General features: G+C 36.7%; 16 protein-coding genes and 1 riboswitch. Of the genes, 9 read left to right on the plus strand and 7 right to left on the minus strand.

Annotated features, from left to right (window positions below; genetic code table 11):
* The first annotated feature begins 86 nt into the window (after positions 1 to 86).
* Both H8S00_RS11755 and H8S00_RS11760 read left to right on the plus strand, forming a co-directional pair.
* Entirely contained in the window at positions 87 to 2,309 is a 2,223-nt protein-coding gene (locus H8S00_RS11755; RefSeq protein WP_118589695.1) for an ATP-dependent helicase, read from the plus strand.
* Between the two features lie 157 nt (positions 2,310 to 2,466).
* Positions 2,467 to 2,700: a hypothetical protein gene (locus H8S00_RS11760; RefSeq protein ID WP_243053089.1), complete on the plus strand. Its 234-nt coding sequence runs from the start codon at positions 2,467 to 2,469 to the stop codon at positions 2,698 to 2,700.
* A 328-nt stretch (positions 2,701 to 3,028) separates the two neighbouring features.
* Here H8S00_RS11760 and H8S00_RS11765 read toward each other — a convergent pair whose 3' ends face one another.
* From H8S00_RS11765 to H8S00_RS11795, 7 genes are all read right to left on the minus strand, one after another.
* On the minus strand, positions 3,029 to 3,964 hold the full coding sequence (locus tag H8S00_RS11765) for a cation diffusion facilitator family transporter (RefSeq protein ID WP_118589694.1): 936 nt from the start codon (positions 3,962 to 3,964) through the stop codon (positions 3,029 to 3,031).
* A 110-nt stretch (positions 3,965 to 4,074) separates the two neighbouring features.
* Positions 4,075 to 4,160, minus strand: a riboswitch (NiCo riboswitch).
* A gap of 732 nt (positions 4,161 to 4,892) precedes the next feature.
* A complete protein-coding gene (locus H8S00_RS11770) occupies positions 4,893 to 5,516 on the minus strand; it encodes a cytidylate kinase-like family protein (protein ID WP_118589693.1) in 624 nt (207 codons plus the stop codon).
* A gap of 63 nt (positions 5,517 to 5,579) precedes the next feature.
* Positions 5,580 to 6,290 carry an ABC transporter ATP-binding protein gene (locus tag H8S00_RS11775; protein WP_021952548.1) on the minus strand — a complete coding sequence of 237 codons (711 nt, stop codon included), beginning with the start codon at positions 6,288 to 6,290 and terminating at the stop codon, positions 5,580 to 5,582.
* A gap of 12 nt (positions 6,291 to 6,302) precedes the next feature.
* A complete protein-coding gene (locus H8S00_RS11780; protein ID WP_021952547.1) occupies positions 6,303 to 7,064 on the minus strand; it encodes an ABC transporter ATP-binding protein in 762 nt (253 codons plus the stop codon).
* Positions 7,064 to 8,125 (minus strand): branched-chain amino acid ABC transporter permease, encoded by a 1,062-nt coding sequence (locus H8S00_RS11785; RefSeq protein WP_021952546.1) that lies wholly within the window; start codon positions 8,123 to 8,125, stop codon positions 7,064 to 7,066. The genes H8S00_RS11780 and H8S00_RS11785 overlap by 1 nt, the downstream gene beginning before the upstream one ends.
* 9 nt (positions 8,126 to 8,134) lie before the next feature.
* Complete coding sequence (locus H8S00_RS11790; RefSeq protein ID WP_118589691.1) at positions 8,135 to 9,019, minus strand: branched-chain amino acid ABC transporter permease; 885 nt, start codon at positions 9,017 to 9,019, stop codon at positions 8,135 to 8,137.
* Positions 9,020 to 9,137: 118 nt separating this feature from the next.
* Positions 9,138 to 10,301 (minus strand): ABC transporter substrate-binding protein, encoded by a 1,164-nt coding sequence (locus H8S00_RS11795; RefSeq protein ID WP_021952544.1) that lies wholly within the window; start codon positions 10,299 to 10,301, stop codon positions 9,138 to 9,140.
* 352 nt (positions 10,302 to 10,653) lie between these two features.
* Here H8S00_RS11795 and H8S00_RS11800 point away from each other — a divergent pair, with 352 nt between their 5' ends.
* From H8S00_RS11800 to H8S00_RS11830, 7 genes are read left to right on the plus strand one after another with little or no spacing between them, the layout of a single operon-like run.
* Complete coding sequence (locus H8S00_RS11800; protein ID WP_021952543.1) at positions 10,654 to 11,667, plus strand: LacI family DNA-binding transcriptional regulator; 1,014 nt, start codon at positions 10,654 to 10,656, stop codon at positions 11,665 to 11,667.
* Positions 11,668 to 11,682: 15 nt separating this feature from the next.
* On the plus strand, positions 11,683 to 13,365 hold the full coding sequence (locus tag H8S00_RS11805) for a sugar phosphorylase (RefSeq protein ID WP_021952542.1): 1,683 nt from the start codon (positions 11,683 to 11,685) through the stop codon (positions 13,363 to 13,365).
* Positions 13,366 to 13,382: 17 nt separating this feature from the next.
* A complete protein-coding gene (locus H8S00_RS11810; protein ID WP_021952541.1) occupies positions 13,383 to 14,699 on the plus strand; it encodes an ABC transporter substrate-binding protein in 1,317 nt (438 codons plus the stop codon).
* Positions 14,700 to 14,756: 57 nt separating this feature from the next.
* Entirely contained in the window at positions 14,757 to 15,635 is an 879-nt protein-coding gene (locus H8S00_RS11815; RefSeq protein ID WP_021952540.1) for a carbohydrate ABC transporter permease, read from the plus strand.
* Positions 15,622 to 16,467 carry a carbohydrate ABC transporter permease gene (locus H8S00_RS11820; protein ID WP_118589690.1) on the plus strand — a complete coding sequence of 282 codons (846 nt, stop codon included), beginning with the start codon at positions 15,622 to 15,624 and terminating at the stop codon, positions 16,465 to 16,467. Before H8S00_RS11815 ends, H8S00_RS11820 begins: the two co-directional genes overlap by 14 nt.
* 22 nt (positions 16,468 to 16,489) lie before the next feature.
* Positions 16,490 to 17,548 (plus strand): zinc-dependent alcohol dehydrogenase, encoded by a 1,059-nt coding sequence (locus tag H8S00_RS11825; protein WP_118589689.1) that lies wholly within the window; start codon positions 16,490 to 16,492, stop codon positions 17,546 to 17,548.
* Between the two features lie 23 nt (positions 17,549 to 17,571).
* Positions 17,572 to 18,363, plus strand: coding sequence for a sugar phosphate isomerase/epimerase family protein (locus H8S00_RS11830; protein ID WP_021952537.1), 792 nt, complete (start codon positions 17,572 to 17,574; stop codon positions 18,361 to 18,363).
* Positions 18,364 to 18,396 lie beyond the last annotated feature (33 nt).

The raw sequence follows: 18,396 nt of genomic DNA on the forward strand, positions 1-18,396 counted from the left end.
ATAAGTTACCGGAATGTTTTGTATGGGAAAAAAAGTCCGATTATGCTATTATAAATGTGTTTAAAAAGAGTTTTAAGAGGATTTACATGACATTCGGGGAATTTATAAATAAGTACAATATACAATTAAATGAGCAGCAGTTAGCGGCAGTGAAATCTGTGGAAAAGCCAACTCTTATTCTGGCGGTGCCGGGAAGTGGAAAAACCAGAGTTCTTATAACAAGACTTGGCTACATGATTTACTGCCTTGCTATAGAGCCTGAAAGTATTCTAACCCTGACATACACAGTGCCTGCCACCATGGAAATGAAAACACGGTTTGCAGAGATGTTTGGACAGGAGATGGCAGGAAAACTTAATTTTAGGACAATTAATGGTATTGCAGCAAAGATTATTAACTATTTTTCGGAAAAATCTCATAAGGAGGTTTATAATCTGTTAGATAAGGAAAGTGACAGGTATCGTCTTTTGGCGGAAGCCTATACAGAGGCGGTAAACAGCCGACCTACGGAAAGCGATTTGATGAATCTGTCCACTAGAATAACTTATATTAAAAATATGATGCTTTCAAAGGATGAAATAGCAGTTTTGGGGGAAAAGGAAGATATTCCCATACATAAAATCTTTGACATATACAATAAGAAACTTAGAGACGGCTTTTTGATGGATTATGATGACCAGATGATTTATGCCATAAATCTGTTAAAACTATGTAAGGATTTACTTAGGGATTTTCAGGAAACATACAAATATATTTGTGTGGATGAGGCACAGGATACTTCAAAAATACAGCATGAGTTAATAAATATGTTAGCGGGAAAGTACCGGAAACTGTTTATGGTGGGGGATGAAGACCAAAGCATATATGGATTTAGGGCAGCATATCCGGAGGCACTTATTTCTTTTGAGGAAAATTATCCCGGGGCAAATGTTCTCTTAATGGAGGAAAATTTCAGGTCTGCCGGGGAAATAGTTAAGGCGGCAGATAGGTTTGTCAGTAAAAATACAATGAGGCATGAAAAGCATATGAAAGCTACAAGAGACATGGGAGTGGATATTAAGACAATAAAGGTAAATGATAGAAAAGACCAGTATTCTCATTTAATAGAGGCTGCAAGACAATGTCAGATGGAAAAATATGAGATAGAGCAGAGCAGGATGAAAAAGTATCAGACAGAGCAGAGCCGGATAAATGGGGTAGAATCCGGGTTTGAAGAAAAAACAATGGGACAGAAAGTAACGGCAGTGCTGTATCCGGAAAATGAGTGCATTTTGCCGGTTATAGACAGATTAGAGCGAATGAATATCCCATATTATGTGAAAAATAATGACCTGACATTTTTTTCAAACAAGGTGGTAAAGGATATTAGGGATATAATTTTATTTGCCTATGACACAAAGAATACTGAGTTGTTTACCCGGATTTATTTTAAAGTCTCCACTTATATAGGCAGGGATTATTTAGATAGAATATATAGGTTAAGCAAAAAAGAAGATATTCCCATATTGCAGGCGGCTCTTAAAATTCCTGAAATTCCTTCAGGATCTAAGCAAAGTGTTGGAAAAATAATCAGACAGTTTGAAAATCTGTTAAAGGATAATGGAGGACAGGCAATAGGCAGAATAGCCGGTACTATGGGTTATAACGACTATTTGCAGCGGTATAAAATTAAAACTGACAAAATAGACATTATTAAAGCTATTGCTTCCATGGAACCGTCGGCTATGAGAGTGGTAGAAAGGTTAGATGAACTGGCGAAAATAATCAGCACTAAGAAATTTAACAAAAACAGTAATTTTGTGCTGTCTACTATTCATTCAAGCAAAGGTCTTGAATATGACAGGGTATTTATAATGGATGGAAAAGACGGGATATTTCCATCTAAGGTTATTGCCAGACCTGAAAAAGCGGATACAGAGAGCCTAAAGGAGTATGAAGAGGAGAGAAGGCTTTACTATGTTGCCGTTACAAGGGCAAAAGATGAGCTGGTTTTGTTTACTTTTGTTAACGCATCAACTTTTTCAGATGAATTGCTGGGGCTTGAAAAGGCAGATAGAAAACCATCAAGGTCAGGAAATACAATTAGTGTAAAAAATGGCTTAGTGGAAAAAACTAAAACCATTGATATAAGCGATGCCCGGTATAAAGAAAAACTTGAAGAAATAAAGAGAACCGGAAAGGTTGTTCACAAGAAACTTGGGGAGTGTAAGGCACGAGTAATAGACGACAGAATGGTGGAATTGGAGTCTAAAACCAAAAAGATAAAGTGCGACTTGAGGGTCATGCTTAAAAATCAGTTGATAGAGTAAAATGTAAATACACAGTCGAAATCTTCATATAAGTGGACTTTTGAATGAAAAAGTGGACATAGGGGACACAAAAGTGGATATTGGGAACACAAAAGTGGACATTGGGGACGAAAAAGTGGACATTAAGGGAACAAAAGTGGACATTGGGGGCAAATAAGTGGACATTGAAAGGGTACTTTCCGAAAAAGAAAGCGATTTTACTGTAAAAACGAAAGTTCATATTCATAGACTTTTTGAGAAATTTGGATTTGATGAAGTATTTGGAAGAGGTGCAGTTATGGAACTTCTTGAACTGAAAAAATCAGGTGCATCAAAACTGATTTCTAATCTGGTACAGGCGGATATTATTGAATCGGTGTCCGGTCACGGAAAAAGGAAAGTACAGATTTAAAAAATAAATACCGGTATCAGGGATGTGGTAAAGCATATAACTTATGAAACGGTATAGGATTACCGTTTCATAACTCTGCTCCGCAGAGCACGCTCCATCGGAGCTGGTCAACTACGCTTTTGAAACACCTGATGTGTTTCAAAAGCTATATTTTTAAAAATATAATTATAGTTTAATAAAAGACTGTAGTTCAACAACTTGAACATACAGTCTTTTTGTGTACTAATTATTATTTGTCAGGGGGAGAGTCTGTAAAGCGTTGTAGAGCGCGAAAAAGCTTAATAACTGGTTATTTCTTATTTGCTAAGAGATATTAATTACCAACTTATTAACATTTCCCCTCTTCCCCTTCATAGGGATTAACATGTATCATAATATGTTTAACCTTTGGGAAGCGTTGTTCGATATTTTTGTGAACATCCTCCGCTACAGCGTGAGCCTTTTCTAAAGAATAACTTGCGTCAACCTCGATTTCCAAATCAATATAGATTTTATTTCCAAAGATTCTTGTTTGCAGCAGGTCAATGCCTAAAACATCGTCATGGCTGATTACATAATCGTAAATTTCTTTTTCGGTTTTTTCGTCGCAGGAATGGTCTACCATTTTATCCATGGCATCTTTGAAAATGCTATATGCAGCCTTGGCAATGAAAACAAAAATAACAAGACTGGCGATAGAATCCATAATAGGGAATCCTAAAATAGCTCCGCCTACACCGATTAAGGCACCAATGGATGAAAAGGCATCTGAACGGTGGTGCCATGCATCAGCCATTAAAGCACTGGAATCTAACTTCTTAGCATAATGGCGGGTGTACCAGTACATAATTTCTTTAGTGGCAATGGAGACGATTGCTGCCACAAGGGCAAGGACTCCGGGAACTTCCATTGTTTCATAATTTCCCTTTATAATATTTTCCGCCGCATCTACACCGATGGCAAGACCGGTAATAAAGAGAACCATTGACAAAACAATGGCTGCCACACATTCCATTCGCTCGTGTCCGTATGGGTGTTCCCTGTCGGACTCTTTTGAAGCCAGCTTAATTCCTATTATTACCACAATTGTGCTAAAAACATCAGATGCCGAATGAATGGCATCACTTATCATAGCACTGGAATGTGCCACAACTCCGGCAAAAAGCTTGAAAAGTGATAATAGCACGTTTTCAATAATTGTAATAAAGGATACTTTGTTTGCAACCTTCTGAAAATCAAGGGCATCAGAATGGCTGCCTTCGGTCATAACTTTGTCTTTTTCCATATTAGTTACCTCCATAATATAAGATAGTTCTATGGCACCAGATATATGTGAGATTTTTAATATGCTTATAAAAAAGTATAAAAAAACACCCACGAATCAGTATAAGCAACTACTGTCCCGTGGATGAATAAATTCCACTGCCATGTTACGGCCCGACTCCTTAACCAAAGTTAATGGTCTGATCAGTTTGTACTGTAGATTATATGCAGTGCAAAGAGTATATTCATAGTAGCACATTTATTAAAAAGCGTCAATTAATTTATGAAGGATATGATAAAGCATCAACTTATAAAATATGATAAAGGTAAAAGTGTGAAACCACCGAAACAAACCGGGAAAAGAAGAATTTCATAGTCAAATCCCGGTACGAATCGCCTCTTCGCCAGCTGAAACCAAAGAAAAGAACAGGGAAAACAAAGATTTAATGAAAGATTCCCGGTACGAATTGCCCCTTCCCCGGCTGAAATCAAAGAAAAGAACAGGGAAAACAAAGATTTGATGAAAAATTCCCGGTACGAATTGCCCCTTCGTCGGCTTAAATCAAAGAAAAGAACCAGGAAAACAAAGATTTGATGAAAGATTCCTGGTACGAATTGCCTCTTCCCCGGCTGAAACCAAAGAAATAAACCGGGAAAACAAAGATTTGATGAAAAATTCCCGGTACGAATTGCTCCTTCCCCGGCTAAAACCACCGAAATAAACCGGGAAAACAAAGATTTCATAGAAAAGTCCCGGTAAAAATCACCAAAACACTGTGACCTTTGCCGGCTATAAGCGATAAAAAGCCTCCAAGTGCACCAGAAAGCACCCAATACGTCGAAAAGTCTCATAAAAATATCATTGCCCATCACTATCCCTAAATATAAAAAAACTACCCGGAAATATCATTGCTTCATTTCCGGGTAGCATTTAAATATCCATCTCTTATTTACTTACCAAATCTGATTTTAGCATAGGCTTCAATTTCTTCCACACACTTTTCAAAACCAAGCTTGCCACTGTCTAAGCACAAATCATAGTCTCTGGCATCCGTCCATCTATGACCTGTGTGATAGTAGTAGAAATCAGAACGGTATTTGTTGGTACGTTCGATTTTACGCTGCATTTCCTTTTCGCTCATGCTATTTCTTTCCATGGCACGGGCAAGGCAGAAATCCTTGTCAGCATGAATGTAAACACTTAATACATTAGGTTCATCCCTTAATATGAAGTTAGAACATCTTCCAACAATAACGCAGGACTCCTTCTGAGCCAAATCCTTAATTACCTTTGCCTGATAATTGAAAAGGTTATCATCAGAAACGAATTCCTTATCTTCCGGTGGAAGGAGTTTACCTTCATAAGGGTGACTTAATGTACGAAGCCATCCGGCACGACGGATTTTCTCGTCAGACATACCAAAAAGTTCTTCATTAATTCCACTATCCTCAGAAGCCATTTTTAAAATATCACGGCTGTAAAAGTTGACACCTAGTTTCTGAGCCAGCATGGCAGCAATTGTCTTTCCGCCACTTCCGTATTGACGGGAAATTGTAATAACAACATTCTCCATTTTACTTCCCTCCTTCTTTACATGTAATGCCATATTCTAAGGAAAAATGACATATATATCCCATTATTCACCAAGGTATGCCTTCTTGATAGAGTCATTTTCAAGCAGGTCACTGGCTTTACCCTCTAAAACAATCTTACCTGTTTCTAAAACATATGCTCTGTCAGCAATGGATAATGCCTTTTTGGCATTCTGTTCAACTAAGAGAACAGTAGTACCACTTTTGCTGATAGACTGAATAATATCAAAAATTTCATTAACAAGAATTGGTGAAAGTCCCATTGATGGCTCATCCATCAAAATAATAGACGGTTTTGACATCAAAGCACGACCCATGGCTAACATCTGCTGCTCACCACCACTTAAAGTTCCGGCAGCCTGATTCTTTCTTTCAGCCAGTCGTGGAAAACGTTCATAAACACTCTTTAAATCAGCCTCAATATTATTTTTATCTTTTCTGGTATAAGCACCAAGCTTAAGGTTCTCATATACGCTTAATTCCGCAAAAACACGTCTTCCCTCAGGAACATGTGCCATTCCCATAGATACAATTTTGTGAGCCGGAATCTTTGTAATATCCTTTCCCTCAAAGAGGACTTTACCTTCTTTAGGAGAAAGCAAACCGGTAATTGTATGAAGAGTAGTGGTTTTGCCGGCACCGTTAGCGCCGATTAAGGCAATAACCTCACCTTTGTTTACTTCAAAAGAGATGCCCTTAATTGCCTGTATCATACCATAATATACTTCTAAATCTTTTACTTCAAGCATTGCCATAACGGTTTCCTCCTATTCTCCAATATAAGCCTTGATAACTTGTGGATCATTTAATACAGTTGATGTATCACCCTGGGCTAAAACTTCACCAAAGTTAAGAACAGTCAACTGTTCGCAGATTCCGCTGACAAGTTTCATATCATGTTCAATTAAAAGTATTGTCATATGGAAATGATCTCTTACAAAACGAATCATATCCATAAGCTCTTCTGTTTCATTTGGATTCATGCCGGCAGCAGGCTCATCTAATAAAAGAAGCTTTGGTTCCGTTGCAAGAGCTCTTGCAATTTCCAATTTTCTCTGCTGACCGTAAGGAAGGTTCTGGGCTTCAACATTTGCATAATCTGCCAGTCCGAATACATCAAGAAGCTCCATGGCAATCTTATCCATTTCCTTTTCCGTTTTGTGGAAACGTGGAAGACGGAGAATACTGTCTAATGTAGAGTAATGATGCTTATTGTGAAGTCCTGCCTTAACATTATCAAGAACCGTCAATTGAGAGAAAAGACGAATATTCTGGAATGTTCTTGCAATCCCTGCTTTACTTATATCAATAGTAGATTTTCCTGTAATATCCACATTATCAAGAAGAATTTTACCACTGTCAGGTTTGTAAACTCCTGTAAGAAGGTTAAAAATAGTAGTTTTTCCGGCACCGTTAGGTCCGATAAGGCCATAAAGCTGCTCTTTTTTGATATTAATACTAAATTCATTTACTGCCCGGAGACCGCCAAATGAAATTCCCAGATTTTTTACACTTAATAAATCATCCATTATTTTGAAGCCTCCTTTTTCTTCTTCCCAAAGGAAAGATATTTTTCACGCCATTCAATTGCCTTAGGAGCCCAGTTAAAGAGCATCATAATAATTAAAACAATAGCGTAAATTAACATACGGTAATCTGACAATCCTCGAAGCAATTCCGGTAAAAGTGTAAGAATAACCGCAGATATAATTGAACCTCTGATATTTCCAATTCCACCAAGAACAACAAATACAAGAATGTTTATGGACATATTGTAACCGAAGTTATTAGTATTTGCCGTAAGGTTTGAAAGGTTGTGTCCGTAAAGAACACCTGCTGCACCTGCCATACCGGCAGAAATGGTAAAGGTCATAAGTTTATACTTTGTAATGTTAATTCCGATAGATTCAGCAGCAATACGATTATCACGAATAGCCATAATTGCACGACCGTCTCTTGAATGAATCAGATTTAATACTATAAATAACGTAATAAGGACTAAAATAAATCCAATAAGAAATGTTGCATCTTTAGGTGCACCGGTAATACCCTGAGGACCATTAACTAAAACCTTTCCGTCAGGATCCATGTTAAGGGACATAACATCTTTTGTGGAAAAATGAAAACCTTTTGAATCTTTTCCAATGTAAAGTACATTTACAAGGTTTTTAATAATTTCTCCAAAGGCAAGAGTTACGATTGCAAGGTAGTCACCCTTAAGACGAAGTACAGGGATTCCGATTATAATACCGAAAATGGCTGCAACCACAATTCCAATTAATAAAGCAATAAAGAAACGAAGAGAGGAATTGGTAATGGTATCGGACATGGTTTTTGAGAAAAATGCACTGGAAAAGGCACCAACACACATAAATCCCGCATGACCTAAGCTTAATTCACCAAGAATACCTACTACTAAGTTTAATGAAATTGCAAGTATTATATAAGTACAAAGAGGAACCATTAATCCCTGAAAAAGAGATGAAATCTGTCCTGAACCAATAAGTATCTGCATTGCTATAAATGCTACTATAACAATACCGTAGGTGATTAAGTCGTTCTTTTTTTGTTTTGATAATTTCTTTAACATAATATTCACCTACACTTTCTCTTGGATTTTTTTGCCTAAAAGTCCTGTTGGTTTTACTAAAAGGACAATAATTAATACTGCAAATACAATGGCATCTGCCATCTGGGAAGAAATATATGCTTTACCAAATATTTCAATAACCCCAAGAAGAAGTCCTCCAATAAATGCTCCCTGAATAGAACCGATTCCACCGAATACAGCAGCAACAAAGGCTTTAATACCGGGCATGGCACCTGTATAAGGTGTAAGGCTAGGGTATGCGGAGCATAAAAGCACTCCGGCAATAGCTGCAAGACCTGAACCAATGGCAAAGGTAAGGGCTATAGTACCGTTTACGTTAATACCCATTAAAAGGGCAGCTCCACGGTCTTCTGAAACAGCACGCATTGCCTGACCCGGTTTGGTCTTTTGAACAAACAGCATTAAACATACCATAATTACAATACAAACCAAAATAGTTACAAAAGTTTCGCCGGAAATATTTAACTTTCCTCCTGCAAGAGACAATCCCTTCCATGAAATAACTGATGGGAAGGTCTGTGCGTTAGCACCGAAAAGTAAAAGTGCAACGTTTTGCAACAGATAACTGACACCGATGGCGGTAATAAGTACAACCAAAGAAGATGTAGCATTTCTAAGAGGTCTGTATGCAACTCTTTCTATAACAATACCTAAAACTGTACAGATAACTATAGAAATGAGTGTTGCCAAAAGCGGGGATAATCCGGCATTTGTCATGGAAAGTAAGGCAACATAACCACCTATCATAATGACATCCCCATGAGCGAAGTTAAGCATTTTTGCAATACCGTATACCATGGTGTAACCAAGGGCAATTAATGCATAAACACTTCCTAAGCTTAATCCGTTAATAAGATACGACACAAAGCTCATGTTTTTCCTCCTATTTTCTATTATTATACCATTTATAAGCAAAGAGAGCCTGTACGAGTGAAAAAAGCTCATACAGGCAATCTTGCAAAAAATCAATATTAACCTATTTTAATTTACTTTATTTAACTTTGTATGCACCCTTTTCAACAACGACAACTGTTGGCAACTTTGAAGGTTCTCCATCAGCAGACCATGTAATTTCTTTACCTGTAAGGCAATCCATCTTAATCTGTGTCATAGCTGCCTTTAATGCATCACATATATCTGATACGCTCTTATCAGGTGTAACCCCTGATTTTTCAATAGCTGCTTTAATTGTGTATACACAGTCGTAAGCATCAGCAGCAAACTGAATAGGTGTATCACCAAAAGCATCCTTGTATGCTTTTACGAATGTCTGAGTCTTTTCGTCTTCGGCATCAGCTGTAAACGGTGTAAGGAACATAAGTCCTTCTGCAAGGCTCTTGTCAAATCCGTCAAGGGCAAGGATTCCGTCCATACCATCGCATCCGAAATACTTAGGTGTAAAGCCGGCTTTCTTAGCCTGAGCAAGAATTAATGAAGTTTCCTGATAATAAATAGGAAGAAATACTAATTCTGCTCCTGAGCTCTGAGCTTTCTGAATCTGAACAGAGAAATCTGTCTTGCTGTCAGCTGTGAAAGCTTCAGCTGCTACAACATCAAGTCCTTTAGCCTTTGCTTCTTCAGCAAACTTCTGATAAATGCCTGATGAGTAAGGGTCTGAACTGTTATAAATAACGGCTACCTTAGAAGCAAGCTTGTTATCAGCTATGTAATCAGCAGAAGCAGAACCCTGGTTAGGATCTGAGAAACACATACGGAATGCGTTATCATACTGAATAGATTCAACAGCTGTAGCTGATGGTGTAAGCTGGAACATATTATCATTGTGTGTGTTCTCAACTACTGCAGTACATGGGTTAGATGTAACTGCACCGACTAACATCTGCATGCCCCAGTCCTTTAAACTGTTGTAAGCATTAACAGACTTTTCTGCATCATTCTGGTCATCTTCAAATTTATATTCAATCTTCTTTCCGTTGATTCCACCGTTTTTGTTAATTTCATCAACGGCAAGCTGTGCACCGTTTTTAACAGCCTTTCCGTAAATTGCAGCATCACCTGTTGTAGGTCCGATACCACCAATCTTAAATGTATCAGTTGAACCTGTACTCTTGTTTTCTGAGCCTCCGCAGGCACTCATTGATAATGCCAATACAGAAACTATTGCTAGGCTTACAGCCTTTTTCCATAATTTCATTAGAAATTCCTCCTTATTCTTTATATTAAATAGATTATAATAGGTATGGTAATTTTAATCAGAAGTTTTGTCAATAGAAAATGAAAAATATCTTATATGACAACAAAATGTCCCACCATGAGACAAAAAAGGTTTTTAAAGAAAAAACAAGGACAAAAACGGACATTTCACCACGTTAAAATCAATATAAAAACCCCACAAAAATATACAAAATATACAAAAATAAAGAAAAAACAATAGCCTTATTGACAATAATGCATAAAAATATTAATATGACAACGTAAGACAAAACAAGACACGTTCTTATAGGATTTCAAGCTATTGATCAATAAAATGAAATGAGGAAATACATATGAATACAAGAAAAGGTAAGGTCACTATTAAGGATATAGCCGATGCCTGTGGAGTTTCAATTAAGACAGTTTCCAGAGTTGTAAATGATTCGGAAAGCGTCTCTAAGAAAACCAGAGATATTGTAAACGCCACAATAAAGGAACTGGGATATCAGACAAGCATTTTGGCTAAAGGCTTAAAAGGAGCAAAAACTAACGTAATAATGGTTTTTACAGACAGGCATGAGGAGGAACATTTAAGTTCATGGCATGTGGTTATGCTTAAGTATCTGTTCTCATATGCAAGGATGAAAAATCTGAAAGTAATTATGACACCAAGTAATAGTAACAGCTTTATTTCAGATGAAACAGACGGATATTATCTTTTGGAAAACGGACTGGCTGATGGAGTGATTTTACTGGAGCATGTATATGACGACCTTAGGGTAAAGTTCTTAAAAGAACGGGGTATTCCTTTTGTAATATTTGGACAGGTTGAGGACGACGATGTATGCTCCGTAAGCTTGGACAACTATTATGTAGGCTACAAGGGAGGAAGTTACCTTATAGGCAGAGGTTATAAATATATAGAATTTCTTGTTGGCGAAGAAAGATTTGACTCTAACAAATTAAGAGTAAAAGGATTTCAGGATGCCACAGGTAAGTCTGATGGCATATTTAACATAAGATATGGAGCAAATACAGTAGATAAGGCATACAGAATTGCAAAGGGAGTTCTTGAAGAAGAAAAGCCGGATGCATTCTTTGTGTCAGGTGATGAAAGGGCAATAGGAGTATATCGGGCAATCCAGGAAGCAGGTTACTCCATTCCAAAGGATATAGCAGTTTTAGGAGTAGATAATATACCTATGGGAAATTACCTTCATCCGAGAATATCCACAGTTGACCAGGATTTTGAATCCATGGCAAGGGAATGTGTTGAACTTCTCACAAAATTAATAGATGGAGAGGACCTTGGAAACAGAAAAACATCGGTATTTTTACCATCTGTTATTGAAAGGGAATCTACCTGATTTAGGAAGTACAAAATGAATGATTTATTAAGAAAAGATTTATATGAATATTACAAAATAATATATAAAGATGGGAAAACTATTGAAAATCTGTATGACCGCATAGACAGGGTTTTAAATAAATACGGATATCTGGATACAAAGAAAACATGGTTAGACGAAACAGATTCCATGCTTATTACATACGGAGATTCAATTACAGATAAAAATGAGGCAGGGATTAAGACACTTCATAAGTTTATGAAAAAACATGTGAAGGATGCAATTTCATCAATACATATATTGCCTATGTATCCATACACATCAGATGATGGATTTTCGGTAGTAGATTATAAGGAAATAAATCCCTCCCTTGGAAATTGGGAGGATGTAAACAGTCTTTCTGATGATTATAAGTTAATGTTTGATGGGGTTATAAACCATATATCAGCTAAAAGTGATTGGTTTAAGAAGTATTTGACAGGAGAGGATCCTTATAGGAATTATTTCATTGAATGTGATCCGGATGTCGATTATTCAAAGGTAACCAGACCTAGGGCTTTACCGCTACTTACAAAGTTTGAAACTAACAGAGGTAGCAGGTACATATGGACAACCTTTAGTGAAGACCAGATAGATTTAAATTATAAATGTATAGATGTTTACAGTGAGATATTGGACGTTTTAATGTTTTATGCAAAGAATGGGGCAAAATTCATAAGATTGGATGCCATAGCATTTCTTTGGAAAGAACCGGGAACAACATGTCTTAACTTAGAAGAAACTCATATGGTAGTGAAGTCGTATAGAAGAATTTTAGAGGAATATGCACCGGGTGTGTATTTCATAACAGAGACAAACATACCACATGAGCAAAATATAAGTTATTTCGGAAACGGGGACGAGGCACATTTAGTTTATCAGTTTCCGCTTCCACCTCTTACAATGTATTCACTTATTACAGGAGATGCCACAAAACTTACCCGGTGGGCAAAAGGTCTTGAGGAACCGGGAGAGAATACAACATTCTTTAATTTCTTAAGTTCTCATGACGGAATAGGTGTAAGACCGGTAGAGGGAATATTAAATGATGAAGAGAGACAGGTTTTAATTGATGCAACTTTAACTAATGGTGGGGTTGTATCTTATAAAGACAATGGGGACGGAACTAAAAGTCCCTATGAGCTAAACATTAATTATCAGGATGCATTGGCATCACCGGAAGACAGTGATGAAGTAAGAATTGGCAGGTTTATGGCAGCAGAAACAATACTTATGTCAATGCAGGGACTGCCCGGCATATACATTCATAGTTTGCTGGGTTCAAGGAATGATTACTATGGAAGGGAAACTTCTAATATTCCAAGAAGAATAAACAGACAGAAACTGGATTTGGAAAAATTAGAAGAACAGCTTTTATGTAATACAAACAGAGCCACTATTTTTAATGAAATGATAAGAAGACTGAATATTAGAAAAGTGCACGAACAGTTTTCGCCGAAGGCACATCAGAGAATTTTAAATGTGGACTCACATATTTTCGCACTGGAAAGATATATGGACGGTGGGAAGAAAATATTAGCAGTAATTAATGTATCTTCAGAGGAAATCGTAACAGCTCTTGAATTTAAGGGAACAGACCTTTTAAGCGCAGAAAAGGTTAATGGAACCATAACCCTTAAACCTTTACAGAGTATGTGGATACTGGAAGATAATTAAAACAAAGGAGGATTATTATGATGAAGAGAAAGGTATTAGCAACAGCATTATCATTAGCTATGGTTGCAACATTGTTTGCAGGTTGCGGAAGCAGCAGTGAAAAGAAGGAAAGCAGTGCAAAGGATGAAACAGTAAAAATCCAGTTTATGCACATGCAGGTAGAACAGGAAAGACAGGATGTTCTTTCAGAAGTTATTAAGAAATTTGAAAAGGAAAACCCAAACATCAAGGTTGAACAGATGCCTGTAGGAGAAGATGATTACGATAGCAAGATTACTACATTAGGTGGTAACGGAGAACTTCCGGCTGTTATTGAATTTAGTCAGGATCAGGCAAAAACAAGCGTAAAGAATCAGTTCATAAACACACAGGCAGCAGATGACGTTATAGCTTCAGTAGGAGAAGATGCTTATTTTGATGGAGCTCTTAAAGTAATAAAGACAGAAGACGGAAAAGATTATGTTGGTGTTCCTGTATCAGGATGGGTTCAGGGTATTTGGTGTAATACAAAAATGTTAAAGGAAAAAGGATTTGATTTACCACAGAACTGGGATGATGTAATTAAAATAGCTAAGGCATTTTATAATCCATCAAAGAAACAGTATGGTATAGCTCTTCCAACATCTGATTCAGCATTTACAGAGCAGGTATTCTCACAGTTCGCATTATCAAATGGAGCAAATGCTTTTGATGAAAACGGAAATATAACAATTGACACAGATAAGATGAAAGAAGCAGCTGAGTTCTACAAGGAATTATCACAGTATTCAATGCCCGGTTCAACAGAGGTTGCAGATGTTAAGGATGCTTTCGTTGGAAAGAATACACCAATGTGTATGTATTCAACGTATATTCTTGGAGGATGTAAAGATGCAGGATTCCTTGAGGATGTTCAGTTAGCAGTACCTACAAAGACTACATCAGCAGCATATGGTTGTATTGAAGTTTTATCAATTTCAAATACTATCAGTGACGCAGAAACAGAAGCAGCTAAGAAGTTTGTAAGCTTCTTAATGGAAAAAGAAAACAATGAAGCATGGTTAGAGATGGCACCTGGCGGAGTTCAGCCTGTATTATCAGCAGTTGCAGATGATCCGGCATATGCAGATAATGAATTAATTAAGCCATACGCACACCTTCTTGATAATGTTGGAACAGCTTTTGATAATCTTCAGTTATTCGGAAGTGTAAACGGCAAGAACTTTATGGCTATGGGCGATATCACAAACTCAGGTGTATTAAGCAAAGCACTTAATAATATCTTAGTACAGAAAGCTGATATCTCAAAAGAACTTAAGAATGCTCAGTCTGAGGCAGAAAAACTTGCAAAATAGTTTAGTTTAGAAAAGAGGGCTGAATAAAAGGCCCTCTTTTAAAAGAAGGAGTCTTATATGTTAAAGAAAATAAGAAAAAGTCAGAACGCTTTTGCATATACATTGTTAGCTCCAAGTATTATTTTACTGGTTGCATTAATCGGATATCCGATGATTTACAACATAATGATAAGCGTACAGAAAGTACCACTTAATCCAAAACTTGAATCCGTTTTTGTGGGACTTGATAATTTTAAAGAGGTACTTGCAGATAAGGAGTTTTATTCAAGTGTACTTATTACCATAGCATTTACATTTGTTGTAGTTGTATTAAGTACCATTTTAGGATTAGCCATGGCATGCTTTTTAAACAGAGAATTTGTTGGCAAAAAACTGGTAAATGCTTTAGTTATTCTGTCATATGTAGTACCCTCGGTATGTTTGATTTTCTGCTGGAGATATATGTTTAACAATATATATGGAATAATAAACTATTTTCTGGTTGATATATTACATGTGGTAGATAAAGCACCATTGTGGTTTGACAGCCCGGTGAGTGCATTTGTATTAGTAGCCTTGTTTAATGTTTGGAGATTCTTCCCATATGCGTATATGTCATTTGTGGCAATAATGACTTCTATAGACAAAAGTTTGTATGAAGCAGCAGATATAGATGGTGCTTCAAAATGGCAGAAATTCAAAGCGGTAACATATCCGGCAATAAAGCCTACAATGGTAACAGTTGTAAGCCTTAGAATGATTTGGGCGTTCTACATTTACGCAGAAGTTAAGTTACTTACAAGTCAGGTAGATGTTTTAGGTGTATATCTGTATGATATGGCATTCTCAACACATAATTTCGGAAAGGCAGCAGCTATTTCCCTTGTACTGTTTGTATTTATCTTTGCAATGGTTATGCTGATAAGAAAGGTGGTGTTCAAAAATGACGAGGACTAAAAGAAAAGTCAGGAACAATATATTATTTTACACTGCTTTAATTATCATACTTTTAATAATATTATTTCCATTTATTATGATGGTAAGTGTGGCTTTTAAGTCCACGGCAGAAACAATAGGTTTTCCACCGACAATTATACCAAAGTCATTTACCTTTAAACATATGGAAGATATTTTTAATCCGGGAATATTCCCATTTTTAAAATATTTTAAGAACAGTATGTATATTTCTCTTACTACCTCAGCAATAGTTGTATTCTTAGGAATACTTGGAGGATATGCATTAGCTAAATTGAAATTTAAAGGAAAATCAGTAATAACCGAAGTATTTTTCTTTGTATATATGTTTTCGGGAATATTACTTATAGTTCCTTTATATAAATTGCTTTCGTCAATTGGATTGAGAAACAGTCATGAAGCGGTAATTATCTGTATGATAATACAGACACTTCCAACTGCAATTTATATGACAAGAAGCTTTTTTGAAACAATTCCTGATGAACTTGAGGAAGCAGGAAGAGTGGATGGATTATCAAGATTTGGAGTAATATTCAGAATCGTGGTTCCACTTTCAATTTCAGGATTAATTTCAGTTTTCGTTTATGCATTTATGATTGCATGGAACGACGTTTTATTCGCATCAATCTTCTTAGATTCACCGGATAAAATGACAATTACAATAGGATTGAATTCACTGTTTAACACACCTGATTATATTTGGGGAAGAATGATGGCAGCATCAATTATGTCCTCATTACCTATCGTTATTATGTATGGTATAAGCCAGACATTAATAAAGAGTGGAAGAACAGCAGGCGGAGTTAAAGGTTAAATAAAGGAGAGAAGGTATTAAAATGAAGAAGTTAGTTGCAACTGCACCTAGAGTAGCAGAATTAAAGGATTATGAAGACAGACCTATTAAGGCAAATGAAGCAAAGGTTAAGGTTGAATTTGCAGCACCAAAGCACGGTACTGAATTGGCAGATTTCAGAGATGTAACTCCATTTAAGGACGGAAAATTTGACGAAGAATGGAGAGTCTTTAAGGAAAGAGCAGCAGATGAACCAAGAGGAATTGAATTTGGTGATTTACCATTAGGAAATATGTTTGTGGGAACTATCACTGAAATAGGAGCAGACGTTACGGAATATGCGGTAGGTGACAGAGTTTGTTCATACGGACCAATAAAGGAAACACAGATAGTGAACGCAGTTGACAATTATAAGCTTAGAAAAATGAGCAAGGATGCATCAGCAAAAAATGCCGTATGTTATGATCCGGCACAGTTTGCTTTAGCAGGTGTAAGAGATGCTAATGTAAGACCGGGAGATAACGTTGTTGTAGTTGGTCTTGGAGCAATTGGCATGATTGCACTTCAGATGTGTGTAAAATTAGGAGCAGCAGTTGTTATTGGTGTTGATCCTATTGAAAAGAGAAGAAATGTAGCATTAAAGCTTGGAGCAGATTATGTATTAGACAGCACAGCCTGTGATGCGGGTTTGGAAATAAAGAGACTTACAGATAAGATGGGTGCTGATGCAATTATTGAGACATCAGGAAATGTACATGCTCTTCAGGCATCTATTAAAGGACTTGCATACAATGGAACAATAGCATATGTTGCCTTTGCAAAACCATTCCCGGCGGGCTTATGGCTTGGACAGGAAGGTCATTTCAATCAGGGAAAAATTGTTTTCTCAAGAGCATGCTCAGAACCTCTTCCGGAATATCCGAGATGGACAAGAAAACGTATTGAAGATGTTGTATGGAACATGCTTATGAGCGGTTATTTGAATTGCGAGGATATTATTGATCCTATAGTACCATTTGAAGAATCAGCAGAAGGATTTATGAAATATGTTGATCAGGATCCTGAATTAAGTATCAAAATGGGTGTTACTTTTGACAAATAATAATGAAAGGTTAGGTGCTTAAAATGTTATATGGAACACAGGATAGAGATTTCTTTCCGAGAAATTTTGTGGACAGACTTAATTATATTAAAGAATTAGGATATGACTGCTATGAGGTGGATGGTAAGGAATTAGTTGAAAAAACTGCGGAAATAAAGGATGCAGTTGAGAAGACAAAAGTTCCCGTTACAACAGCATGTAATGGATATAGAGGATGGATTGGTGATTTCATAGAAGAAAGAAGGCTTAATGGAGTTACCGATTTAAAGGAAATATTAAGATGTATAGCAGAAGTTGGTGGAACAGGAGTTGTTATTCCGGCAGCATGGGGAATGTTTACTTTCAGATTGCCGCCACATGTACCACCAAGAAGTCATGAAGGTGATATTAAGGCAATAATGGATTCATTAAAGGAATTAGATCCCGTGGCAAGACAGTATGGCGTATACATTTATTTAGAGCCGCTTAATCAGTATCAGGATCATATGCTTAACCTTCAAAGTCAGGCAAGAGAAATTATTGATAATGGAAAATTCACAAATGTTAAGACAACCTGTGATTTTTATCATATGAACCGTGAGGAGGATAATATATCTCAGGCGCTTAGAGAGTCAAAGGATTATATTGGACATGTTCATATAGCTGACAATCAGAGATATCAGCCGGGTTCAGGTTCAATAGATTTCAAAAAGCATTTTGATACATTAAAAGAAATAGGTTACGATGGACCAATTATTTTTGAAGGAAGATTAAGAGGCGACCCTGTGGAAGTATGTAAGGAGTCAAGTGCTTTTGTTAAGGAATGCCTTAAATAATAAGGAAATTTTATGTGGGAGATAAAATCTCCC

Origin of the sequence: Eubacterium segne, from assembly GCF_014287775.1 — a bacterium.
Taxonomy (GTDB): Bacteria; Bacillota; Clostridia; order Lachnospirales; family Lachnospiraceae; genus Eubacterium_G; species Eubacterium_G segne.